19 protein-coding genes are annotated in these 23831 nt (G+C 52.3%); 16 read left to right on the top strand and 3 right to left on the bottom strand.

Going from position 1 to position 23831, the window contains the following annotated elements; all coding sequences use genetic code 11:
* Nucleotides 1-81 precede the first annotated feature (81 nt).
* Entirely contained in the window at nt 82-741 is a 660-nt protein-coding gene (locus ACT9TW_RS16485) for an O-methyltransferase (protein WP_446493066.1), read from the top strand.
* 44 nt (nt 742-785) lie between these two features.
* On the opposite strand, the gene hrpA is transcribed toward ACT9TW_RS16485, so the two are convergent.
* A complete protein-coding gene (gene hrpA / locus ACT9TW_RS16480; protein ID WP_446493065.1) occupies nt 786-4688 on the bottom strand; it encodes an ATP-dependent RNA helicase HrpA in 3903 nt (1300 codons plus the stop codon).
* Between the two features lie 204 nt (nt 4689-4892).
* Between hrpA and azoR the strand changes: the two genes are divergently transcribed.
* Together azoR and ACT9TW_RS16470 are read left to right on the top strand one after the other, a co-directional pair.
* Nucleotides 4893-5498 carry an FMN-dependent NADH-azoreductase gene (azoR, locus tag ACT9TW_RS16475; protein ID WP_014070219.1) on the top strand — a complete coding sequence of 202 codons (606 nt, stop codon included), beginning with the start codon at nt 4893-4895 and terminating at the stop codon, nt 5496-5498.
* A gap of 90 nt (nt 5499-5588) precedes the next feature.
* The gene (locus tag ACT9TW_RS16470; protein WP_446493064.1) at nt 5589-6275 is read left to right on the top strand and encodes an RluA family pseudouridine synthase; all 687 of its coding nucleotides are present in this window, start codon (nt 5589-5591) and stop codon (nt 6273-6275) included.
* Nucleotides 6276-6282: 7 nt separating this feature from the next.
* Here the strand turns inward: ACT9TW_RS16470 and ACT9TW_RS16465 are convergent, their stop codons facing one another.
* Nucleotides 6283-6822: a DUF2058 domain-containing protein gene (locus ACT9TW_RS16465; RefSeq protein ID WP_182061025.1), complete on the bottom strand. Its 540-nt coding sequence runs from the start codon at nt 6820-6822 to the stop codon at nt 6283-6285.
* Nucleotides 6823-7067: 245 nt separating this feature from the next.
* Between ACT9TW_RS16465 and ACT9TW_RS16460 the strand changes: the two genes are divergently transcribed.
* The 13 genes from ACT9TW_RS16460 to ACT9TW_RS16400 all read left to right on the top strand — a co-directional run bounded on the left by ACT9TW_RS16460 (nt 7068) and on the right by ACT9TW_RS16400 (nt 21840).
* Nucleotides 7068-7376: a hypothetical protein gene (locus ACT9TW_RS16460; protein ID WP_446493063.1), complete on the top strand. Its 309-nt coding sequence runs from the start codon at nt 7068-7070 to the stop codon at nt 7374-7376.
* A 670-nt stretch (nt 7377-8046) separates the two neighbouring features.
* On the top strand, nt 8047-8394 hold the full coding sequence (yajD, locus tag ACT9TW_RS16455; RefSeq protein WP_014070216.1) for an HNH nuclease YajD: 348 nt from the start codon (nt 8047-8049) through the stop codon (nt 8392-8394).
* Between the two features lie 388 nt (nt 8395-8782).
* Nucleotides 8783-10171 carry an undecaprenyl-phosphate glucose phosphotransferase gene (locus tag ACT9TW_RS16450; RefSeq protein ID WP_446493062.1) on the top strand — a complete coding sequence of 463 codons (1389 nt, stop codon included), beginning with the start codon at nt 8783-8785 and terminating at the stop codon, nt 10169-10171.
* Complete coding sequence (locus tag ACT9TW_RS16445; RefSeq protein ID WP_446493061.1) at nt 10161-11447, top strand: outer membrane beta-barrel protein; 1287 nt, start codon at nt 10161-10163, stop codon at nt 11445-11447. Before ACT9TW_RS16450 ends, ACT9TW_RS16445 begins: the two co-directional genes overlap by 11 nt.
* Nucleotides 11444-11998: a polysaccharide biosynthesis/export family protein gene (locus ACT9TW_RS16440; RefSeq protein ID WP_182061011.1), complete on the top strand. Its 555-nt coding sequence runs from the start codon at nt 11444-11446 to the stop codon at nt 11996-11998. Before ACT9TW_RS16445 ends, ACT9TW_RS16440 begins: the two co-directional genes overlap by 4 nt.
* A gap of 1 nt (nt 11999) precedes the next feature.
* Nucleotides 12000-14087 (top strand): GumC family protein, encoded by a 2088-nt coding sequence (locus ACT9TW_RS16435; protein WP_446493060.1) that lies wholly within the window; start codon nt 12000-12002, stop codon nt 14085-14087.
* 5 nt (nt 14088-14092) lie between these two features.
* Nucleotides 14093-15310, top strand: coding sequence for a lipopolysaccharide biosynthesis protein (locus ACT9TW_RS16430; protein WP_446493059.1), 1218 nt, complete (start codon nt 14093-14095; stop codon nt 15308-15310).
* Entirely contained in the window at nt 15301-16683 is a 1383-nt protein-coding gene (locus ACT9TW_RS16425) for a capsular biosynthesis protein (protein ID WP_446493058.1), read from the top strand. Before ACT9TW_RS16430 ends, ACT9TW_RS16425 begins: the two co-directional genes overlap by 10 nt.
* Nucleotides 16676-17701, top strand: coding sequence for a glycosyltransferase family 2 protein (locus tag ACT9TW_RS16420; RefSeq protein WP_446493057.1), 1026 nt, complete (start codon nt 16676-16678; stop codon nt 17699-17701). Before ACT9TW_RS16425 ends, ACT9TW_RS16420 begins: the two co-directional genes overlap by 8 nt.
* On the top strand, nt 17682-18896 hold the full coding sequence (locus ACT9TW_RS16415) for a glycosyltransferase family 4 protein (RefSeq protein WP_446493056.1): 1215 nt from the start codon (nt 17682-17684) through the stop codon (nt 18894-18896). Before ACT9TW_RS16420 ends, ACT9TW_RS16415 begins: the two co-directional genes overlap by 20 nt.
* Nucleotides 18893-19993: a glycosyltransferase family 4 protein gene (locus ACT9TW_RS16410; RefSeq protein WP_446493055.1), complete on the top strand. Its 1101-nt coding sequence runs from the start codon at nt 18893-18895 to the stop codon at nt 19991-19993. The genes ACT9TW_RS16415 and ACT9TW_RS16410 overlap by 4 nt, the downstream gene beginning before the upstream one ends.
* An 11-nt stretch (nt 19994-20004) precedes the next feature.
* Nucleotides 20005-20418, top strand: coding sequence for a hypothetical protein (locus ACT9TW_RS16405; protein WP_182060998.1), 414 nt, complete (start codon nt 20005-20007; stop codon nt 20416-20418).
* Nucleotides 20419-20424: 6 nt separating this feature from the next.
* Nucleotides 20425-21840 carry a DUF4832 domain-containing protein gene (locus ACT9TW_RS16400; RefSeq protein ID WP_446493054.1) on the top strand — a complete coding sequence of 472 codons (1416 nt, stop codon included), beginning with the start codon at nt 20425-20427 and terminating at the stop codon, nt 21838-21840.
* 16 nt (nt 21841-21856) lie between these two features.
* Here ACT9TW_RS16400 and ACT9TW_RS16395 read toward each other — a convergent pair whose 3' ends face one another.
* On the bottom strand, nt 21857-23818 hold the full coding sequence (locus tag ACT9TW_RS16395) for a putative bifunctional diguanylate cyclase/phosphodiesterase (RefSeq protein WP_446493053.1): 1962 nt from the start codon (nt 23816-23818) through the stop codon (nt 21857-21859).
* Nucleotides 23819-23831 lie beyond the last annotated feature (13 nt).

Raw genomic sequence — 23831 nt, 5'->3', positions numbered from 1 at the left:
CCTCTCCGGTGGGCTAATCAGTAGCAACATGACGGGCGGTAGCTGCGCCTTGCCCGGCCATTAATCCCAGGGAGTCAATCTATGCAACAACAATGGTCTGCCGTAGATAATTTCATGATTTCTTGTCTTATACCCCAGGATGACGTGCTCCGGCAGGTACTTGAAAACAATAAACGCGCCGGACTACCGGAACATGATGTCGCCGCCAATCAGGGGCAATTTCTGGCGTTGTTTGTCCGTATGACACAGGCAAGGCGCGTTCTGGAAATCGGCACTCTGGGTGCATACAGTTCAATCTGGATGGCGCGCGCCCTGCCGCCTGACGGGCAACTCATCACCCTGGAAGCAGACCCGACCCATGCAAATATCGCCAGACAGAATATTCATCTGGCAGGTCTGGACACGCGCATCACCTTGATTGAAGGCCCTGCGCTGACATCACTTGAAAAGCTGGGCGATATTCTGCCGTTTGATCTGATCTTTATTGATGCCGACAAACCAAATAACCCGGGTTACCTGGAGTGGGCGCTGTACTACTCCCGCCCGGGAACCTTGATTATCGGCGATAACGTGGTACGTGATGGCGAAGTGATTAACGGACAGAGTGACGACGCGCGCGTACAGGGCGTGCGGCGGTTTATCGAGATGATTGGGGATAACCCACGTTTAACCGCCACCGCGTTGCAAACGGTGGGGGTTAAAGGTTGGGATGGGTTTACGCTGGCGATGGTGAATGGGTGAAGGTACGGCTCCCTCGCCTTGTGGGAGAGGGAGAAAACAGAGATTTAACCGGAAATCTGCTCCATCGCCTGCAAAATACGCTTATCCGAAATCGGATACGGCGTACCCAGTTGCTGCGCGAAGAAGCTGACGCGTAACTCCTCAATCATCCAGCGGATTGCCTGAACATCTTCATCGTCACGGCGGGCTGGCGGCAGTTTATTCAGCCACTGCTGCCAGGCCTGCTGCACACTTTCCACTTTCAGCATTTGCACGCGATCGCGATGCGGATCCACGGCCAGCTTCTCAAGGCGTTTTTCGATGGCCAACAGGTAGCGCAGCGTGTCACCCAGACGCTTAAAGCCGTTGCCGGTGACAAAACCACGGTACACCAGCCCCGCCATCTGGGCTTTTACGTCCGACAGCCCCAGCGCCATGGTCATATCCACGCGCCCTTTCAGGCGTTTGTTAATATTGAACACGGCCGTCAGGATCTGCTCTACCTGTTTGGCGATGTCGACCACGGTGTCGTTCAGCTCTGCGCGCACTTTATCGTGCAATTTCGCAAACGCCTCTTCCGTCCAGACCGGGCCGCCCGCCTCGTCAATAAGCTTGTCCACGCCGCAGGAGATGCAGTCGTCAATCAGGTCCAGCACTTTCCCGTACGGGTTAAAGTAGAGACCCAGTTTGGCTTTGTTCGGCAGTTTTTCGTGCAGATACTTAATCGGCGACGGAATGTTCAACAGCAGCAGGCGGCGTAAACCGCGCCACATCATTTGCTGCTGCTCCAGCGGATTATCAAACAGCTTGATCGCGACACTGTCACGTTCATCCACCAGCGCAGGCCAGGCCTTCACCTTGTAGTTTCCGCGTTTCTGCTCGTAGCTTTCCGGCAGTTGACCAAAGCTCCAGATATGCAACCCGCTCTGTTCGATACCGTCATCCGCCACGGCAGACAAGGTTTCCTGTACCTTACCTTTGAGCGCATCTTTCAGCTCCGTCAGGGAACGCCCTTCCAGGAGCTTTTTGTTTTTATCGTCCACCACGCGGAAACTGATTTTCAGGTGATCGGGCACCTGATCCCAGTTCCAGTCGTCGCGGTCGATGGTCGTGCCGGTCATACGTCGGAATTCACGTTCCAGCGATTCCAGCAGCGGCAGTTCCAGCGGTGTAACGCGGCCCAAAAATGCCTCGGCATAGTTCGGCGCCGGAACAAAGTTACGGCGCACCGGTTTTGGCAGCGACTTAATCAGGGCAATCACCAGCTCGCGGCGCAGGCCGGGGATCTGCCACTCAAAACCGCTCTCTTCCACCTGGTTTAACAGCGGCAGCGGGATATGTACCGTCACACCGTCGGCGTCTGCCCCTGGCTCAAACTGATAGGTCAAACGCAGCTTCAGGTTGCCCTGATGCCAGAAGTTCGGGTAGTCCAGCTTGCTGACCGACTCCGCCCCTTCTTTGATCAACATGCTCTTTTCAAAGTTGAGCAGGTCTGGCGTCTCTTTACTGGCTTTCTTCCACCAGCTGTCGAAGTGACGCGCAGAAATCACGTCATGGCTAATACGCTGGTCATAAAATTCGAACAGCGCATCGTCATCCACCAGAATGTCGCGGCGGCGGGATTTGTGCTCAAGCTCTTCCACTTCGGCGCGCAGTTTCAGGTTTTCACGGAAGAACGCGTGGCGCGTCTGCCAGTCACCTTCAACCAGCGCATGACGAATAAACAGCTCGCGGCACAGCGCCGGGTCAATCTGGCTGTAGTTGACCTTACGCGCCGCCACTACCGGCAAGCCGTAAACGGTCACTTTTTCTGTCGCCATGACCGCGCCCTGCGCTCGCTCCCAGTGCGGTTCACTGTATGAGCGTTTCAGCAGGTGCTGAGCAACCGGCTCAACCCATTCTGGATCGATGCGGGCAGCAATACGCCCCCACAGACGGCTGGTTTCCACCAGCTCGGCCACCATTGTCCACTTCGGCGGTTTTTTGAATAAACCCGAGCCCGGGAAGATAGAGAAACGGGCGTTACGCGCACCGGTAAACTCCTGCTTATCGGCGTCTTTCATCCCGATATGGGACAGAAGCCCCGTCAGCAGTGAAATATGAATTTCGCGGTATTCAGCCGGCTCGCTGTTCACCGGGATGCCAAGCTCTTTCACCACCTGGCGCAGCTGGGTGTAGATATCCTGCCACTCACGCACGCGCAAATAGTTTAGGAAATCAACCCGGCACTGACGGCGGAACTGATTAGACGACAGCGCTTTCTGTTGCTCGCCCAGATAATTCCACAGGTTCACAAAGGCGAGGAAATCAGACTCTTTGTCGTGGAAACGGCGGTGTTTCTCATCGGATGCCTGCTGTTTATCCATCGGACGCTCGCGCGGATCCTGAATGGATAGCGCAGAGGTAATGATCATCGCTTCACGCACGCAGCCATGTTTTTGCGCTTCTAGCACCATACGCGCCAGGCGCGGGTCAACCGGCAACTGGCTGAGCTGACGCCCCTGCGGGGTCAGTTTATACGCCGTTGCCTGTTCGTCAGTGGTGATGGCGCCTAACTCTTCCAGCAGGCGCACGCCGTCCTGAATGTTGCGTTTATCCGGTGCTTCCACAAACGGGAACGCGGCAATATCACCCAGCCCTAACGCTGTCATTTGCAGGATGACGGACGCCAGGTTGGTACGCAGGATCTCCGGGTCGGTAAACTCCGGGCGAGAGAGGAAATCGTCTTCAGAGTAAAGACGAATACAGATCCCTTCCGATACACGGCCGCAACGCCCTTTACGCTGATTAGCAGAGGCCTGGGAAACCGGTTCAATCGGCAGGCGCTGCACTTTGGTGCGGTAGCTGTAGCGGCTGATACGCGCCGTACCCGGGTCGATAACGTATTTAATGCCTGGCACGGTCAGTGACGTTTCCGCCACGTTGGTTGCCAGCACGATACGACGCCCGCTGTGGGCCTGGAATACGCGGTTTTGCTCGCTGTTCGACAGACGGGCATACAACGGCAGGATCTCGGTATGGCGCAGATCACGCTTGCTCAGCGCGTCGGCGGTATCGCGGATTTCGCGCTCGCCGCTCATAAAGATCAGGATATCGCCCGCACTTTCGTTCCCCAGCTCATCGACGGCATCGAAAATAGCCTGCAACTGGTCGCGCTCGGTATCGTCCGCCTCTTCAACAATCGGGCGATAACGCACTTCCACCGGGAAGGTACGGCCAGAAACTTCGATAATCGGTGCATTGTTGAAATGCTTCGAGAAACGTTCCGGGTCGATGGTCGCGGACGTAATGATGATTTTCAGATCCGGGCGGCGCGGCAGTAGCTCTTTCAGATAACCGAGCAGGAAGTCGATATTCAGGCTGCGTTCGTGCGCTTCATCGATGATGATGGTGTCGTACTGCATCAGCAGGCGATCCTGCTGGATTTCCGCCAGCAGAATACCGTCAGTCATCAGCTTGACCATGGTGTTATCGCTGACGTGATCGCTGAATCGCACCTTGTAACCAATGCAACCGCCCGGCTCCGTTTGCAGCTCTTCGGCAATACGGTTCGCCACGGTACGCGCCGCCAGACGACGCGGCTGCGTATGGCCAATCAGCCCTTTCACCCCGCGCCCCAGCTCCATACAGATTTTAGGCAGCTGCGTGGTTTTCCCGGACCCTGTTTCCCCCGCCACGATCACTACCTGGTGGTCGCGCACGGCGTTGAGGATGTCCTGTTTCTTCTGGCTGACCGGCAGGTTTTCCGGATAGGTGATCGCCGGACGCGCAGCTTCGCGCAGCACAACTTTCCCTGCCGCCTGTTCAATCTCTTGCGCCATCTCCTGGTAAATGGCCTGTTGTGCATCAGGATTTTTAACCTTCTTAACCCCATGCAGACGGCGGGCAAAACGCTGTTTGTCCCGCAGCATCAGGGAATCGAGCTGTTGCAGGAGCATCGGGAAGGATAATTTTTGTTGTTCTGTCATAGCGTTAACGGGCAGTGCTCTGCCTGGTAAAATCTCATTTTAATGATTGGTATAGATTACCACATCGCAGCTTTGGTCGCCTTATTCAAAAAAATCGAACATAGGATTCGATATATTGCGCTATCCCTGCGACAGGATTGTGAATAGAGTGTCAACAAGCAACGGGGCAACCCCCTTCAATCAAATGCACAACAGGAATCACCCATGAGCAAAGTATTAGTTTTGAAATCCAGTATTCTGGCAGGGTACTCTCAGTCTGGTCAGCTGTCCGACTATTTCGTTGAACAGTGGCGTGAACAGCATTCCGCTGACGAAATCACCGTGCGTGACCTGGCAGCTAACCCGATCCCTGTACTGGACGGCGAACTGGTTGGCGCACTGCGTCCGAGCGATGCTCAGCTGACTCCACGTCAGCAGGAAGCGCTGGCGCTGTCTGATGAGCTGATTGCTGAATTGCAAGCTCACGACGTTATCGTGATCAACGCTCCAATGTACAACTTCAACATCCCAACCCAGCTGAAGAACTACTTCGACCTGGTGGCGCGTGCTGGCGTAACCTTCCGTTACACCGAAAAAGGCCCTGAAGGTCTGGTGAAAGGCAAACGTGCGGTTGTGCTGACCAGCCGTGGTGGTATCCATAAAGATACCGCAACTGACCTGGTGACCCCATACCTGAGTGTTTTCCTGGGCTTCATCGGTATCACTGACGTGAACTTCGTGTTCGCTGAAGGTATCGCTTACGGTCCTGAAGTGGCGACCAAAGCTCAGTCTGACGCGAAAGCCGCTATCGACGGTTTCGTAGCAGCCTAAGATATTCCCCTCTCACCGCCCGGTGGGAGGGTTTTAATTTTCCCCAGTATTTCGCTATCATCCGCTCCCACTCTCCAGCCGGGTTGCCTGATGTCTGTCATTGTTGATACGTTTATTGCCCCACCTTGTCCTGATGAGATAGAGATCCTCTGGCAGGACGAACACATCGCGCTTATCAATAAACCGTCCGGGCTGCTTAGCCTTTCCGGTAAAAATCCGCAAAACCTCGATTCCGTCCATTACCGGCTGGTTAAAATTTTCCCTGGCTGCACGCTGGTGCATCGCCTGGATTTCGGCACATCCGGATTAATGGTGATTGCCCGCAATAAAGCCATCAACGCCGCTCTGTGCCACCAGTTCAGCCAGCGTGCCGTCAGCAAGGTCTATACCGCCCTGCTTTGCGGGCATATGGAAGACGATGAAGGAGTAATCGACGCGCCGATTGCCAAAGATCCAGCACTGTTTCCGCTGATGTCGATTTGTGCTGTCACCGGCAAACCGGCACGCTCTCGCTACCGGGTTATCGATCGCTTTTATCAGGGTGCGGAACTGCCGTTAACGCGGGTCGAGCTTATCCCGGAAACCGGGCGCACCCACCAGCTGCGCATTCACTGCCAGCAGACAGGACACCCGATTTTAGGCTGTGATTTATATGGAGGGCTTGCGTTGCCGGGCACAGAAAATACCGCGAGGCTGATGCTACACGCCAGCGGACTGGATTTTGTTCATCCGGTCACCAGGGAGTTGATAAAGGCGCGTAACGCCAGCCCGTTTTAGATACGACTTACCACATCAAATCGTCAGGGATTTTGAAATCTGCGTAAGGGTCGTCTTCATCTTCCGCTTCTTTGCTGAGCGCGCTGTTCAGCACAATGCTGTCTGCATCACGCTGGGCAATTTTATCCGCCACAACTGCCGGGATAATCGCGTATTCACAGTCACCGCTGGCGTTAATCACCAGACGCGCAATGGCGAGGCGGCCATTAATCAGCTGCGTCTGGGTTTGCTTATCCACCTCAATCTTTTTGATAAGATTGCCGTCGGTGAAGTTAAATGTGATATTGCCTCTTGAGACCGAAATGCGGTTCATTTCAATCAGCTGCTTGACCTGAGCTTTAAACTCTTTCGCTAACACAGCCTGTTTCTGCTGCTCGCTCAACTGCTTATCACGCTCGATCTGCGCTTTTTTGTTCTCTTCTACTGCTTCTCTCGCCTCGCGGGCCTGAACGCGTGATTTTTTTGCCGTGCGCTGAACTTTGGCCATTTTCTTGCTGGTCACTAAGCCCGCTTTTAGCATCTGCTCTTGTAAGGTGAGTTTTGTCATGTTCGTTTCTAAACCGGTTGGAGAATTTCGGGGGATTATACAGGGGATCGGTCAGAGTGTGCCACGCCGGAGGCGGTGATCGTGAAGAAGTAACCGCGAGGGCGCATAACCGGGACAATTGCATTGCAATTGCATCCCTGGTTAAACAATATTACGTTCATCTCATTGTTTGTAATAATCTTTACGCTTTATCGTGCAGCTAATCTAAACCTAATGCCCCCTATTAAAAAAACAGGAGTTCAGAGATGATCAGGATCTTCCATAGTGACCGGATGGATAACAGTGAACAGGCATATAAAGCATGGCTGTATGAAAACCCGACGGGCTATGTTGTTAATTTGCCGAAAAGCGCCAACGGTACCGGGCGAAAAACAGACGCTACGCTCACCCGCGTCCATAAAGCGTCCTGCCCAACCATAAATGGCGGAGAAGATTCAGCATTTACCACTTCTGCATATTTCAAATGCTGCTCGCCAGGGCGTGAAGAGGCGGAGCAGGAAGCAAAAGACATTACCGGCCTGGTGTCGTTGCAACCTTGTGCTAAATGCATGTGATTCATAACGACTATACGGTGTTCAGACCTGACAGAAATGCCCCAACCCTGTGAGTGCCAGAACTCCGGGGTTGCGGCACCTGTTCTTATGAATGCCCGGGTGTAAATCACTAGCTATGATATGCCATTAGCAACGTACCATATAGCGTCACAGCACAGATCAGCCGCACCAAATATATTTCTAGTACTCTTTCGCTTTCTAAATAAGACTGATGATCCAGCTTATCTTTTATCGTCCTTTTTTCGGCCTTATCACGTCCCCCCGTGATTAACATCTTCTTCAGCGAAACGAGAAACATAATAGACCCTACGTAAAAGCATACCCTGTTAACTACTATGATAATAAATGTCCGGATTGTTAAAAGTGAATTAACTTGATACCTTTATATTTTCAAAACAATTAAACGGAAAATAAATACCCAATAAATCTCTTATCTCCTCGTCAATTAACCACACAAACAACAACACCTTTCGTTCAATCCCAGTGTAAAAATCTGGCGTCCCGCCGCCCCAAAAACCATAAACTCAGGTTAATACTCAAGCGGTGTGATTTTCACGCCTGGTGGGTTGCTAAAGAGACGGCTCGCGCAGAGTGGTATCTCGCTTATTCTCCTTCTTTCCATTATGGGATATATTGTGAAACCCACTCTTTTTAGCAGGTAACATTGGCAATGGCTCTGATCCCCAAAAACTACGCGCGGCTGGAAAGCGGCTATCGTGAAAAGGCGCTTAAAATCTACCCCTGGGTATGCGGGCGTTGTTCGCGGGAGTTTGTATATTCAAACCTGCGCGAGCTGACGGTGCACCACATCGATCACGACCATACCAACAATCCGGAAGATGGGAGTAACTGGGAGCTGTTGTGTCTGTTTTGCCACGACCACGAACACTCTAAGTACACCGAAGCTGACCAGTACGGCACCACCGTTGTGGCGGGTGAAGACGCGCAAAAAGATGTTGGCGAAGCAACCTATAATCCCTTCGCTGATTTAAAGGCGATGCTCAATAAGAAAAAATAATATCGTTACAGCGCTTGTCGGCTCATCCCGCGGGGAGAGGAAAATATATCTCCCTGCCAGGCCGGTAGCCATGTGCCACCTGAACGAAATCGACTGTGCCCGACATCCCCGTTCGTGCAGCAAGCTCAGCGCCGGATAACCCGCTTCTCAATACGGCCCTACATCGCGCCTTTTAAATAATTGAATAGTCCCCTCAACGCGCATTTAAAGGCGACATGTTTTTTTGTTTGCGATATCTCGACATCGCTCTGACCATGGTCTAATGTGATGAATAGTAGAATTTTATTGTAGCTGTGAATGCTTCTCACGCGTTTTTGGGTTGGTTGGAAAAAAACATATTGATGTTTAATTAACGCCATTAAACGGGTAAAACAAGACAGATAACAATATGAAAATTTATAATTCACGCTATAGCAAGCTGATAAAACTACTGGATTTTTTCACAGTCAATATTCTGGTCTTTACCTATTTAAAGTATTTTTATACCGACCCCACCACAGCCAGCGCACTTCTGGGCATCATCTTCTCATTGGTATTTATTCGTATTAACGAATATTTTCACCTGTACACTGGAAAGCTGAAAGGTCGTTATTTAACCAAATCACTGACACTCATTATAAGCATATGTCTGAGCAGTATTGTTTCGTTTTTATTTTTTGTGATTGCCGAAAAACTTATCAATAAGCAACCGTTGGAGAATTTTATCCTGCTGGCCGAGAGTCTGGCAAAATGTTCGGTGTTTATATTTATAATCGTATTCCTTGTTCGTGTAATCAGTTCTTATTATCTTTTTAATTCACCGTTACGCGTAGCGATCCTCGGCATTACGCCGGCAGGTCTGGCCATTAAAAACGCGCTACAAAAAGAATATTCACAGCGTGGCTTCACCATCACCTACTTTGAAGACCGCAATAACCAGCGCGAAAGTTCGCTTATCGGCATCGAACGACACGGCACCCGCAGCGATCTGCTGGCTATGGCGAAAGCGGGCGAAATCGACGAAATTTATATTGCGCTACCCATGGTCGCCCGTCAGCGCATTAAGCAGTTTCTGAACGAATTCTCGGACACGACCGTGGATGTGTTTCTGGTACCGGACCTGTTCTCTTACAGCCCGCATATTTCCCAGCTGCGCATGTTCGGCAACCTACAAACCATCAGTATCTTTACCTCCCCGTTTGACGGTGAAGGCGCCATCATCAAGTACATTGAAGATATGATCCTCGGTTTTTTCTTTACCCTGATCAGCCTGCCGGTCATGATCCTGGTGGCCATTGGTATCAAAATTACCTCCCCCGGTCCAATTCTGTTTAAGCAGACCCGCTATGGCCTGAACGGTAAGCAAATCGAGGTGTGGAAGTTCAGAACCATGCGAGTAATGGAGAACAGTACCGTCGTTACTCAGGCGACCCGCAACGATCCGCGCATTACCCGGTTTGGTGCATTTTTACGTAAAACTTCACTCGATGAGCTGCCGCAATTTTTCAACGTCCTTCAGGGGCGAATGTCGATAGTCGGCCCACGCCCACACGCGGTGGCGCATAACGAGCAGTACCGCGTACTGGTCGAAAACTACATGATTCGCCATAAGGTAAAACCGGGGATAACCGGGCTGGCACAAATCAACGGTTTCCGCGGCGAAACCGATACGCTGGATAAAATGGAAAAGCGCATTCAGTTCGACCTGGACTATATCCAGTCGTGGTCGCTGTTCCTCGATCTTAAAATCATAATTTTGACCTTCTTACGGGGCTTTGTAGGTAAAAATGCGTTCTAGGTTCGCTATCCTGGCTGGTCTTCTCTCCGTGCCTTACGCACATGCCGACCTCCAGGCAAAACCGCACACGGGTATCGCTGGCATCGATTTCGAAAGCCAGTTGGGCTATGACATTGGCTATGATGACAACGTGACCTGGCAGCACGATAGCCAGGATGCAATTGGCTCAAGCTACCAGAACATTAAACCTGTCGTGAAAGCCATGGGCGAACGCCAGGAAGACCGGTACTTGCTGATGTATTCAGGCGATTATCGTTACTATGCCAACGATAGCGCGGATAATCGCAACAACCATTATTTCATGTTCAACGGGAACTGGCGCTTCGGCGACAAACATGGACTGGCTCTTGACCTCGAAGAAACACTGGGTCATGAAGAGCGTGGCCGCGATACCACTGAAGGCTTTTTACCCGAGCAATTTAAAGAATTTGGTATCGATAAACCTATCGGTACCCGCTTTTTCAACAGCGAGTTGCGCTACAGCTACGGTGCGCCAGAGGCTCGCGGTAAGGCAGAACTCGCGCTACAGCATAAGCAGTTGCGTTTTCGCGATATCGACGGCATCAAAGATGCCAGTGATGACTTCGGCTACTACATGCGCGATCAGGAGTGGCATGAAGACAGCCTGGTGGCTGACGTGTTCGACCAGAAAGCAAAAACGCTCCGCTACCGCTATAGCTTTATTACTAACCAGCGGCGTTACGAGCTCAATGAGCTTAAAGACAGCAATGAGTATTACCTGCTGTTCGGTATGAAAAACCGGCTGACGGGGAAAACGGAGATCAACGCCAACATTGCCTGGCTGTACAAAGAGTTTATCCATAACCCGAATTCGCAGGGCTTTAACGGCCTGAACTGGGATATTACCGCTGACTGGGCACCGCTCGAGCAAGTTAACGTTAACCTGCACAGCTCGCAGCGAATTAAAGACCCAACCGATTCTGGCGGATATATTCTGGTATCGACAACAGGCATTGGCTATGAACATCACTGGGTGGTGGATCGTTTTTCGACCTTGATCGATTATTCCTATATTACCGAAGACTATAAGCACCAGAGTGATAAGCGCAAAGATACGTCAAATCTGGTGTCATTGACCTTTAACTATGATTTTCGTCCATCCATTAACTTTAAGCTGAAGCTGCAATGGAACACCATGCACTCCAATAAAGACACGGATACTTTTTATATTGGCCCGGACTACACACATGCAGTTGACCGCACCCTGGGCTATGACGATTCGGCCATTATTTTTATGACGCAGGTACAAATATGACCTTTTTAAACAGGAATCTGGCGATGCTTCCGCTGCTGGCGCTGCTGCTAGCGGGATGCTCAACCCCGCAGCAGTCCATCAAAACGCAGCCGAATACCGTTTACCTGCTGAGCCATGGCGATGAAGTCAATATTAACGTCTCCGGCGAACAGGATATGTCCATGCGGGTAAAAATAGATAATAGCGGCAACGTTGATTACCCGTTTATTGGTGTGCTGCAACTTCAGGGCAAGACCCCTGAACAGGTCAGCAAAGAAATTGCTGATAAGTTGCGCGGCAACTACCTGAAAACGCCGATGGTCACGGTAAGCGTCGCCGAATACCGCAAAGTGTATCTGCTGGGTGAAGTGAAAAAACCGGATGGCTACGCCTGGGAGCCAGGCTTAACGGCGGAAAAAGCCATTGCGCTGGCGGGCGGTTTTACCGATCGCGCTGACCGTAAAGATATTCAAGTTAGACAGTCTGGCAGCGGTCAGCTGCTGAACAATGTCGCCGCAGACTCCGCCGTTCAGGCTGGAGATACCATCATTATTGGCATGAGCTTCTTCTAATATGGCAATTTCATTGGTAGAAAACGGAAAAAAGAAAGAAGGCTTTATCGACTTCACGCCTTATTTCAACAAGATTAAGCACAAGCTTATCTGGTGCCTGGTGGTGGTGATCGTTGCCGCCGTGGCGTCATTTATTTTGACTCGCTTAATGTCCTCGAGCTATACGGCGACGGCTACCGTGCTGTTTAAAGCGCAGTCATCGGATATCTCTCCCCTGCCACGCGTAGATAATTACGATTCCACGCGCAACGATTACTACGAAACCAAGTATGCATTAATGGGTTCGCGAGTGGTGCTCGATGCCGCGGTGCGTAAATTAAAGCTGTATGAGGATCCCGAGTTTAACGACGGCGATAAACAGGATGAAGCCGGGCGTATCGATAATGCGATACTGGCGCTGCAAAAGAAACTGACCATTTCCGGCGTGCGTTCTACCCAGCTGGTATCCGTTTCTGTAGAAGCCAAATCGGCACAAAAAGCGGCGGATATCGCCAACGGCGTCGCTCAGGCCTTTATCGATTACAGTTTGCAGCAGAAGAAAAACACTCTGCTTCAGGCACAAAGCTCGAACGAACAAATGATGGACGAGCTGAAAAGCAAAATGGATCAGCAAAAGGCGGAAATCGATACCTTCCTCAAGCAAAATGGGTTGCTGACCTTCCGCAGCGTGGATGGCTATGAAACCGAGCGCATGGGGATCGCGATAAACCGCCTGGCCGATGCGACCCAGCGCCGACTGAAAGCGCAGACCGAGTGGGACAAAGTCCGCCAGCAGCAAGGCAAACCGGTTGAGCAGATTATCTCTCTGCCAGAAATATCCGGTCATCCACAGATTCAGGATCTGCGCATTGCCATGATCCAGACGCGCCGTGAGCTTTCCGATGCGGCGGAACACTATGGACCGCAGCATCCGAAGTATCTCCAGGCACAGGCGCAAATGAAGGCGGTGAGCGCCCAGCTCGGTCAGGTATTAGGTGAGCTGTCAAACGGCCTGCACCAGCAGTATCAAATCGCGCTCGACGATGAGCAGCACTATCAGCAAATGCTCGACGAGGAAAAAGCAAACTTCCAGGCCCTCGGCGCCAGGCGGGATCAGTACAACACCATGACCACCACGCTGAACAAAACCGAAGAGCTGTATAAGTCGCTGTACCAGCGCGCCAGTGAGCAAAAGCTGTCGGAGAGTCTCTCGGCGCCAGATGAGGTGATTTACGATGCTGCCGTTCCACCGGATCGCCCGTCAAAACCACAGCGCGGCCTGCTGATTGTGATGATTACCCTGATGGCGCTGGCGCTGTACATCATGTACCTGATCGTCGGTACCGCGATGGACAAATCCGTTAATAGCCTCAGCGAACTGAAAGCGAAAGCCGCTCTCGACGCCAGCGGTGAATTCCCGCAGTTGCCGCATCTGGACAGTGCGAAACAGATTTTCCACAACGTCCAGTATGCCGACATGATCCACAGCCTGCGCCTGGCATTGCTTAATCGCCGGGATAAACCTGCGACCATTCTGGTGACCTCAGTACAACCCCGGTTCGGCAGCTCGCTTATCGCCGAACTGCTGGCCAGCTCAGCCAGCAAGTCACGCAAAACGCTGCTTATCGATCTTGATTATCTGGCCTCTAAGGGGTTATCGGCGAAGTATCCGCAGCAGAAGCAGGGCTTCAGCCAGCTACTGAACGGCACCGCCACAGCGGAACAGGCGATCGTTAAACTTGATGACCAGCTGGACTTCCTTGCGCGCGGCGAGCTGAACGACTCTTCCCTGCTGCTTTTAACGTCCGAACGCTTACCCGCCCTGCTGGCAACACTGCACCAGACGTACGATACGCTGGTCATCGATACACCAGCTCTGAGCCTGGCGCAGGATAGCCTGCTGCTGGCAGCGCAGAGCGACATAAACCTGCTGGTGGTGAAAGCCGGCGAGCAGGCGGCACGGGTTCGCGAGGCGGCGCTTCGTCTCAAAAGCGCTGGTGATGCCCCGGTCGCGCTCCTGCTCAACCAGGTGAAAGAAGAGAACCTGGAAACGCAGGAAGGGAAACGTCTGCTCGATCGTGAAATGCACGAACTAATTTCACCGAAATAGCGATTATGAATCTCATCAGGAGCATTTCATCCATCGCCAGTTCGTCAGTGCTTTCGCAGCTGATCGGTGCCTTTTCGGTCTGGCTTATCTCGCATCGCTACGGGATGGCGGAGGTCGGCCATTACGCGATGATCTACAGCAATGTGCTGATCGGCGCACAGGTGTGTATGTTTGCCTCCCAGCTGCTGATCCCCCGCCAGGAGGATCACCAGTTAGGGCAAAACGTGGTGTTTTGTGTGTTACAGAGTCTGGTGATGGCTATCCCCTGGGCGGTGATCACCGGGCTTATCTTCAACCTGAACATTGCCTTTCTCTATTTGCTGACTTTCGGCTATGCGCTGGTACTGGTTGCCGAAAACCTGTCGCTGCGCGGCGGGAATTACCCGTTCCTGACCTTCCAGCGTATCGCCGTGTCGCTGGTTGTGGCTGTCGCCCTGCTGGTGATGCCCAATCCGATGCTGTTCTATCTGGCGTGGATGGTCGGCATTTTATTGCTGATAAGCGGCTGCCTGATCCGCCTGTTTAATTTCCGTAGCCTGACGCTGAGCAACTTTTCACTGAGCGCTAACGCCCGCTTTTTACGCGAACACTGGCAGCATATCAGCCGCGTTGGCAGTGCCGAGGTCCTGGCAATGGCCAGTAATAACCTGCCGACCATGCTGATTAACATCTGGTTCTCGCCGCTGGTCGCCGGGTATTTCTCGGTGGTCAGTCGCTTCTGTTTATCGCCGGTGATGATCATTGGCAACGCGGTGCGCAACTCCATCTTTTCTAAATGGTCGATGGATTTTCGTAACAACACCTTTAACTACCCGGAATATAAAAAGGTACGCCTGATGCTGATGGGTGCTTCGGTGGTGTGCATTCTCGGCATCTGGATTTTCTATCCGCTGGTGATGCGTCTGGGATTCAGTCAGGAGTGGCTGAACTCGATCCCGACCTCACGCTATATGCTGCCCTATCTGTTTGCCGCACTGGCAGTCAGCCCGCTGACGGTCATTGAGCTGATTTTCGGCTCCCGACGCTATTTTCTGCGTATTCAGATTGAGCAGATCCTGATTATTGCCGTCGCCTTTATCGCCCTGCCAAAATTTGGTGTGGGTTATCAAATCGCACTGTTGACCTTCTCGGTGCTGACCAGCGTGCGCTATCTGTTCATTCTCATCAAAATGAACCAGCGGGCGAAATCGCTCTGGGTACAGGAGCAGAAAATATGCAGTTAAATACTGGCCGCTACCTTGAAGCCTACGCCCTGATAACCCTGGTATTCTGCGGCACTGTTCAGTACTTCACCGGCATTGCGGCGATCCTGTGGCTGCCCTTCTTTATGGTGCTGGTCATGGCGGTATTGCTGCTGATGCAAAACCGCCCGCAACCGCTGCGCCTGACCGGGCGCGAAAAGGTGATACTGACGCTGTACCTGACGTTTATTTCCCTCGGGCTTGTCTCTACTGTTCTGCAATCGGGGATTGTGACCACCATCGTCGGCTTTAAAAACGAGCTGGCGTTGTCGCTGCTGATGCTCTGTATGTTGCTTGGGATGGTCCGTGAATCGCAACTGCACAGGTTGACCCAGCTTTTCTACTGGATCTTCTACGTGCAGATCCCGGTCGCGATTTATCAGGTGATTTTTATCGTTCCCCAACGCGTGGCCCTTCGTGGTGAGGATGAGAAGTGGGACTCGGTGGTCGGTACGTTCGGCGGCGACCCGATGGGCGGCGGCAACACTGCGGCAATGGGGGCATTTTGCCTGCTGATCATGCTGCTGAAGCTATCGGAGTATAAACACGGGATCTGCTCGTTAAAATCGCTGGTGGTCCACATCGCGCTGGGCTTTTTCCTCTGCGTGGTGGGCGAAGTCAAATTCATTATCCTGCTGTCGCCATTCCTGCTGGCACTGCTGTGGGTTATGCCCGGCTATGTGCGCGGAGTCAGTGCCGTCAGCCTGCGCTCGCTGCTGATTATCGCCGTCGGGATGGCGCTGTTAATCTTTATCGCCATTACCGTTTTGGCATCAAACTATTCGGCGGCCTTTGGCGGGGATCCAACCCGCAGCGCGCTTTCGGTATTTATTGACTCGCTAAGTTATATTTTTGATGCCAACTACATCATGCCAAGCGGCGAACTGGGACGCTTCACCACCGTCTTCTTCTGGCTCCAGCATAACGACCTTTTCGGCCCGGGCGGGATGCTGTTCGGCTACGGTCTTAACGCCACCAACAGCGGCAGTACGGTTTCACCGGGGTATATCGGCGCCTGGTATCACCTGATCCTCGATTCAACGTCCTTAAGCATGTTGCTGTGGGAAGTGGGCATTATCGGCATCGTGCTGTTTGTCTGCATGATTGGCGCCGTGCTCGTGGCGATGCGGCCAAAAGAGACCTTTGCCCGTCAGGATCTTAATCGTGAGGATCTCCAGTTGCTCAGCTCGGCACCGGCGTACTACGTCTTTGTCATCGGCTGTCTGGTCAGCCTGCCCTACAGCCAGATCCTGATGATTGTGCCGATGCTACAGTTTTTATTATGGGTGGCCCTCGGGGCGCTTATCGTCATCCACCGCACTATCCGTCTGAACTCCGGTAACGAACATGAATAAAAAACCCTCTATTACCGTCAGCATTAAGACCCTGAATGAAGCGCAGGGCATTGAGAAAACAATCGACAGTGTCCGCAAACAGCTGCAACCCTATCCGCATCAAATCATTGTTGCCGACAGCCTCTCGACGGATAACACGCGGGAGCTCGCGTTAGGTAAAGACGTGATGGTGGTGTGCCTGGATAACATCAACGATCGCAGTTGCGGTATCGGCCACCAGCTCGGCTGGCTGTATAGCGAGGGCGATTACCTGCTGCTGCTGGATGGTGATATGGAGCTGGAGCCGGGCTTCCTTGATACCGCCGTCGAATTTCTGGAAACCCATCCTGAGTATGCGGGGGTAGCCGGTAGCGTTGATATGGATGATGCATCCAACTACGAGTTCAAATCACGTAAGCAGCGCCTGCACCTAATCTATCCCCACGGTGATACCGACCACTTAGGCGGCGGGGGTCTGTATCGTCGTTCGGCCATCGAAAAAGTCGGCTACCTGACCAACCTGAACCTGCACGCCTATGAAGAGGCAGAGCTGGGCATCCGTCTGGGTGCTGCGGGCTACAAGCTGCACCGCCTGGATGTGCCCTACTTTAGCCACACCTCCTACACCATGCCGACCTTCAAAATGCTGATCTACCGCTGGAAGAACCGTTTCCTGTGCGCGCCTGGTGAGCTGCTGCGCGGCTGCTGGGGCAAAGCCCATTTCCCGGCCGCGTTGCGCATTGTCCGTAATGAGCTGATTTTCACCCTGTATCTGCTGATTTTGCTTGTCTGCCTGCTGACTTTTAACGGTAAGGTTATCGCCATTGCGCTGCTGCCACTGCTGGCGTTTATCGCCCTGAAAACAATCAAAAACAGATCCCTGCGCGATGGTGTACAAAGCGTGATTAACTTATTTATGTTTTCAGCGGGGATGCTGCGCGGGATGGCCCGTGCAGTCCGTGACCCGATGCAACGCCCGGCGGTGACCGTGTTTAATCCAAAGCATATTGATACTGAAAATGAAAATTCTCTTCGTTAACAAGTTCTTTTTTATCAAAGGAGGCGCGGAAACCGTTTATTTCCAGGAGCGGGATGCCATGCTGCAGTCCGGCTACCAGGTCGTCGACTTCAGTATGAAGCACGTTGAAAACAAACCGTCACCGTGGGAAGAGTTTTTCGTCCATAATGTCGATTATCACGACAGCCACGGTCTGATGAGGCGGGTCAGAGCCGGGGTGGATTTTATCTATAATTCGCAGGCCTGTTCGAAGCTCAACACGTTACTGCTGCGCGAGCGGCCGGATATTGTGCATTTTCACAATATCTATCATCAGATAACGCCCGCCGTCATTGGCGTGGCGAAGCGCTTTGGCTGTAAAACCGTGCTGACCGCGCACGATTACAAAATTGTCTGCCCCTCCTACACCATGCTGCGCGACGGCCACGTCTGCGAAGAGTGCCTGACCGGGTCAGTCAGCAACGCGTTTCGCCACCGCTGCCAGCAAGGCGATACCTTTAAAAGCCTGCTGCTGTCGCTGGAAGCTTACTGGCAGAAGTTCGCCAAAAATTACGCCATGCTCGACTGCATCGTCGCGCCAAGCGAGTTTATGCGCCAGACGCTGCTGCGTAAGCTCCCTGACACCCGCATCGACGTTATCGTTAATGGTATCGATGCCAGCACCACCGTGCCTGGCGAAACGGCGGGCGACTATTTCCTCTATATCGGTCGCCTGAGCCGTGAAAAAGGGGTATCTACCCTTGCCCAGGCACAGCAGAAAATGACCCATAACATGCCGCTTAAAATTGTCGGCGATGGTCCGCTCGGCAAAGATCTGCGCGCCCGCTTCAGTGGGCCAGAATTCCTCGGGTATATGAAACACGGTGAGGCACTGAACAACCTGATTCGTGGGGCCCGCGCTGTTATTGTTCCTTCCGAATATTACGAAAATTGCTCAATGTCAGTGCTCGAAGCCATGGCCTTTGGCCGCCCGGTTATCGGCGGCAACATTGGCGGCATTCCGGAACAGATCCGCGACAACCGGGATGGTTATCTGGTGGAGCCAGGCGACAGCGACTCGCTGGCGCAGTTGATGGACCAACTGGCCGCAGACCCGCAACGTGCGCGTGAAATGGGGATTAGCGCCCGCCAGCGTCTGGAAGAAAAATACGATCTTGCCCGTCATATGCAGGTGCTACAGGCGCTTTATCAGCAACTTGTGGGAGAGACAACATGAAAGCCAAGGTGACGGTGCTGGGTACCCGCGGCATTCCCGATGTTCAGGGCGGCGTAGAAACCCATTGCCAGAATCTGTACCCGGAGATCTATCGTCTGGGCAACGCGGAGATCTGCGTGCTGGCCCGCTCGCCCTACGTGAACTATCGCCGCAGTGAATATAAAGGTGTTAAACTCAAGAGCTTATGGGCGCCGAAAAGCCGTAAGTTCGAGGCCATCGTTCACTCAACGCTGGCAGCGCTCAGTACCTTATTTGACGGCTCCAGTGTGGTTCACGTTCATGCCATAGGCCCTGGGCTGGTAGTGCCGTTGTTGCGCCTGCTGGGAAAACGCGTCGTGTTTACTCATCACGGCCCGGATTATGACCGCCAGAAATGGGGAAAAGTCAGTAAACGGATGTTGCGACTGGGCGAAAAATGGGCGGTAACCTACGCCAATGAGGTGATCGTCATTTCCGAGGTTATCAACAATCTGATTAAGCGCAAACATGGCCGGCATAATGCCCACGTTATCTATAACGGCGTCCGCCAGACCGCGCTGCCATCCGCTGAAGAACAGGCGACAATCCTTGAAAGGCACGCCCTTAAGCCGGGACAGTATATTGTTGCCGTGGCGCGCTTTGTGGAAGAGAAAGGGCTACACGACCTGATAGCCGCTTATGCTGCGGCGGGTTGTAGTATGCCACTGGTGTTGATTGGCGATGCCGACCATGCCGATGAGTACAGTGAACAGCTAAAGAAACAGGCCTTCAGCACGCCGAACGTCTTCATGACCGGTTTTGTCAGCGGCCCGACGCTTCATACGCTGTTCTCACAGGCCGGGTTATTCGTCCTGCCCTCCTACCATGAAGGCTTGCCGATCGCCCTGCTTGAGGCCATGTCGTGGTCATTGCCGGTCATTGTCAGCGACATCCCGGCAAATCTCGAAATTGGCCTGCCGCAAGCGGACTATTTCCCTGTCGCTAACGTTCCGGCCCTGACGCAGAAGCTTCAACAATGGGTCGGAGGAGAGAAAGCGGATTACAGCCAGTTCCTGCCAAAGTACCGTTGGCCGGAAATTGCCGCCCAAACCGCTCAAGTGTATCAGCGCCTAACGTAAACAGGAAACACGTGTCGAAATCTACAGCAGAACTGGTCGTCGAGCGCTTCTATGCCGCACTTGACCAGGAGGTCGAAACCTCATTAACCCCGGAACAAAAGCGTGGAATTGAGCAGGCACTGGTCCGTACCAATCTGGCGACGCGTCACCGGCTCGATTTTCGCCATAGCTTCCCGTTCCTCCACCGCCGCTATTTCGTGGTGTTTCTCTTTGGCCGTGATGTGCGCAAGGTATCGCGCGAAAGCACTCTGGTCGGGCGCATCTTCACTACACTGATCATTACCCTCGGGGTGTTGTTCTGCCTGCTGTCGGTTCTGCTGGCACTCTATATGCTGAAATCGGCATTAGGCATCGACGTATTTACCAACTTCCACGTCGGTATCTGGACGTGGTTTATGGACCTTCATGACAAAATGACAAGGTGAAATGAAATGCCGATGTCGTCTCTTCGTAAAGCGCCTTTGTTTCGTGCATTGCTGCTGGCGGGCTTGCTGACTTCAGGTTCTGCGGGTGCAGTCACCACGGTGGTTTCACCTCTGCCCTTCGACGGTCTGTTGACCAATCCGGGTATGGGTGTTGCCAGTTTTCATGACGGTTACGGTCAAAAACCCACCCTTGCGCAGTATCCCGACACCGGCTTTGAATACGAGCGTTTTTACTGGAGCGAACTGGAGCCACAGGAGGGGGTTTATAATTTTGCCCTCATCGACAACGCTTTTGCCGTTGCCGCCAGACACCAGCCGGCGATGAACGTCGGCCTGCGCTTTATGGCGCTCGATGAACCACAAACCGGTTCAAAAATTCCCGCCTGGCTGATTGCCAAAGGCATTAAAGGACAGTGGGTTGAAAACGGTAAAACCTTCGTACCGGATCTCAGCGATCCCACCTTCATCGCCTACGCACAGAAACTGGTCGGCACCATGGGCAAACGCTACGACGGAAACCCTGAGCTGGCCTTTATTGATATCGGCATGGTCGGTTCATGGGGGGAATGGCATAACTCCAATTTTCCTGACGTGCCGAAATTAATGGATAAATACACCCCCGCGCAGCTCAATCGTTATGTCGATATGCACTTTGATAGCTTCCCGAAAACCCCGAAAGTGATGCTCATCAGCGGCGGAGACTCGCTGGCATGGGCCAGCCGCCGGGGTGCAGGCTGGCGTGCGGACTGCTGGGGCGACTGGCGTAACTTCTCAACCGAGTGGAGCCATATGCGCGATGACTACCCGCAGCGTCTGGCTGCCGCGCAGGCCGCCGAGCCGGGCTTTAACGACAGTTGGAAACGGGCACCGGTTAGCCTTGAGATTTGCGGCTATATGACTGAATGGCAAACCGTGCAGCACTATACCCGCGAGGAGGTCCAGGCGACCTTCGACTGGGCGATACAGCAGCACGCCAGCACGCTGAATATTAAATCGCGACCGATCCCCACCGAATATCGCGACATTGTCGATAAGGCCTTACTGCGCATTGGCTATCGCTACCGGGTGAATAAGCTGACGTTTGACACTCCACTTCTGGCCGGGCAACCGCTGACGCTGACCGTTAACTGGCGTAATGACGGTGTTGCGCCGGCTTATCTAGCCTATCCGGTGCAGTGGCGGGTGGTTAATGCCGCAGGCACAACCATTCTGAAGCAGAAAACGCAGGACGATATTCGCCGCTGGTTACCCGGCGATATTCAAAGCCGCGTGGTGCTGGCCCTGCCTGCAACCCTACCCGCAGGCAACTATTCGCTGCAAACGGCAATTACCGATGCCCAGGGCGCACCACGAGTCCAGCTTGCCAACAAAGGGAAAACCACCGATGGCTGGTATCAGATGGCGACTTTTGCTATCAGGTAAGCCTTCAGAAACATGCTCAGGATAAACGTTCGCAGTTTACCTGTTCCTGATAACCGTTGCGTATTTCCCCAGCAACATAAGGCTGGGGTTTACCAAATAGATACCCTTGTGCGAAATCGCAGCCGAGTGCCTGAAGACTCTCCAGCTGTTCCTGCGTTTCAACACCTTCTGCAATAGCCTTCATATTCAGTGATTTCGCCATACCCGTGATCAGTTTGATGATATTAATGGCGTCTTCCTGAGTGGCCAACGAATGGACAAAGGACTTGTCTATTTTGATTTTATCGAAGGCAATCCGGCTCAGCCGCGAAAGAGAGGAATATCCCGTACCAAAATCATCGATAGAAATTTTCACGCCCAGGGATCTGAGCTTGTTCAGGGTATTCATCGGCGTCGTGCTCTCCGTAAAGAGAGAGGATTCAGTCACTTCCAGTTCAAGACGTTCAGTTGGAAGCCCTGTTTCCTTCAGAATGGACAGCACTGTTGCGGCAAAGGTTTTACTGCTGAGCTGGACAGGAGAGACGTTGACTGAAATTTTTGCCGGAATCGCCCAGGTCGCCGCTTCCCGACAGGCCATTTCGAGCACCGATTTCCCCATCTCGTTGATCATGCCTGTTTTTTCAGCAACCGGAATAAAGCTATCCGGTGACAGGATCCCCTTCAGTGGATGTATCCAGCGAATAAGGGCTTCATAGCTGTAAATTTCCCGGCTGAATGAATCAACAATAGGCTGATAATAAACCACGAACTCTTTGTTAACGATTGCCATGGCCATATCATGTTCGAGGGTTCTGCTTTCTTGCAGTTTGTCTAACATGCGCTGGCGGAAGACTTTTATCTTCCCTGAACCTTCATTTTTGGCTTCATAAAGCGCCAGATCGGCAAATTTATACAGGAAGTCAGATCGGCGTTCAGTGTCTGAAATAACGATGCCCACACAGGTGGTAATATTAATAATGGTGTTATAAATCGTGTACGGCTGGTTGATAAATTCGCAGATTTTTTGAGCGCGGGAAACCGCCTGGCTTTCTGTCATGCCACGCGAAAGGAACGCAAACTCATCCCCACCTAAGCGGTAAAGCGTATCTGAAGCAAGGCTCATCGACACCAGACGGTGGGAGATCTGGCGTAATAAAATATCACCCGCATCGTGCCCGTACGTATCGTTGACCTCTTTGAATCGATCTAAATCAAACAACATGACAGCCACAGAGTGATTATCTTTTTCTGCCACTTCGATGGTTTTAGTTAAATTTTCCCAGAAGAAATGGCGGTTATTCATCTCGGTGAGAGAGTCGTGGTAGACGTCATACTCCAGTTTTGTGTTCTGGATTTGCAGTTTTTCTTTCGATTTTTGCAACTCTTCGGCAAGGCTTTTAACCTGAAGATGCGCCTTCAGAATATTTCTGTTTTGATAGAATATCAGCACGCCTAATATCGCACTGAGTATTATTAGCAGTACCGACGTCGCTGAATAAATATAGTACAGCGTTTGAATATTGTGGTTCGCATTATTAATCGAGTTAACATCTTTATCTAATGCACCAGATGAGAGGCGGCTTAGAGGCGAATCAAGTTCATGCATGATTTTCAGGTACTCTTTGATGTCTGAACGGTTCATTTTCTCAAGATGAACATCCAGATATTCAAGCGTACTTTGCAGTTGTAAAGCCAGTTCATGATGGGCTTTACTGCTGTCTATATAATGCCCTAAATCGCCGCCTTTCATTAAATCACTCTGGCTGAGCATAATGTCGAGACGCAGGCGTACGTCATCGATCTCCATCGTATCCACAAAAGTGTAAAGACCAAGCCATGACTCGAAACGGTAATATTCTGACACCAGCTGGGCAGCAGACCATGAGTCGGTGTAACGACTTAGCTTCTGTAACTCTTGTTGCCTTTCATGCACAAGGAAAGAGATATACCCTGTGGATATAAAAAGGGAAAAGATTATGCCAGCCAGTATTCTGTTCATGATGCTCCTCTGA

This window comes from Enterobacter sp. C4G1 (assembly GCF_052886895.1).
Note: the sequence above shows the minus strand (reverse complement) of the source record. Positions and strands in the feature narration are given on the sequence as shown.

Bases quoted from the DNA above. Each gene is read 5' to 3' on its own strand.
- ACT9TW_RS16415 (WP_446493056.1), top strand. From the start codon at position 17,682: ATGAAAATTCTCTTCGTTAACAAGTTCTTTTTTATCAAAGGAGGCGCG.
- ACT9TW_RS16450 (WP_446493062.1), top strand. From the start codon at position 8,783: ATGAAAATTTATAATTCACGCTATAGCAAGCTGATAAAACTACTGGAT.
- ACT9TW_RS16445 (WP_446493061.1), top strand. From the start codon at position 10,161: ATGCGTTCTAGGTTCGCTATCCTGGCTGGTCTTCTCTCCGTGCCTTAC.
- ACT9TW_RS16460 (WP_446493063.1), top strand. From the start codon at position 7,068: ATGATCAGGATCTTCCATAGTGACCGGATGGATAACAGTGAACAGGCA.
- hrpA (WP_446493065.1), bottom strand. From the start codon at position 4,688: ATGACAGAACAACAAAAATTATCCTTCCCGATGCTCCTGCAACAGCTC.
- azoR (WP_014070219.1), top strand. From the start codon at position 4,893: ATGAGCAAAGTATTAGTTTTGAAATCCAGTATTCTGGCAGGGTACTCT.
- ACT9TW_RS16425 (WP_446493058.1), top strand. From the start codon at position 15,301: ATGCAGTTAAATACTGGCCGCTACCTTGAAGCCTACGCCCTGATAACC.
- ACT9TW_RS16485 (WP_446493066.1), top strand. From the start codon at position 82: ATGCAACAACAATGGTCTGCCGTAGATAATTTCATGATTTCTTGTCTT.
- yajD (WP_014070216.1), top strand. From the start codon at position 8,047: ATGGCTCTGATCCCCAAAAACTACGCGCGGCTGGAAAGCGGCTATCGT.
- ACT9TW_RS16410 (WP_446493055.1), top strand. From the start codon at position 18,893: ATGAAAGCCAAGGTGACGGTGCTGGGTACCCGCGGCATTCCCGATGTT.
- ACT9TW_RS16395 (WP_446493053.1), bottom strand. From the start codon at position 23,818: ATGAACAGAATACTGGCTGGCATAATCTTTTCCCTTTTTATATCCACA.
- ACT9TW_RS16470 (WP_446493064.1), top strand. From the start codon at position 5,589: ATGTCTGTCATTGTTGATACGTTTATTGCCCCACCTTGTCCTGATGAG.
- ACT9TW_RS16435 (WP_446493060.1), top strand. From the start codon at position 12,000: ATGGCAATTTCATTGGTAGAAAACGGAAAAAAGAAAGAAGGCTTTATC.
- ACT9TW_RS16465 (WP_182061025.1), bottom strand. From the start codon at position 6,822: ATGACAAAACTCACCTTACAAGAGCAGATGCTAAAAGCGGGCTTAGTG.
- ACT9TW_RS16440 (WP_182061011.1), top strand. From the start codon at position 11,444: ATGACCTTTTTAAACAGGAATCTGGCGATGCTTCCGCTGCTGGCGCTG.
- ACT9TW_RS16400 (WP_446493054.1), top strand. From the start codon at position 20,425: ATGCCGATGTCGTCTCTTCGTAAAGCGCCTTTGTTTCGTGCATTGCTG.
- ACT9TW_RS16420 (WP_446493057.1), top strand. From the start codon at position 16,676: ATGAATAAAAAACCCTCTATTACCGTCAGCATTAAGACCCTGAATGAA.
- ACT9TW_RS16430 (WP_446493059.1), top strand. From the start codon at position 14,093: ATGAATCTCATCAGGAGCATTTCATCCATCGCCAGTTCGTCAGTGCTT.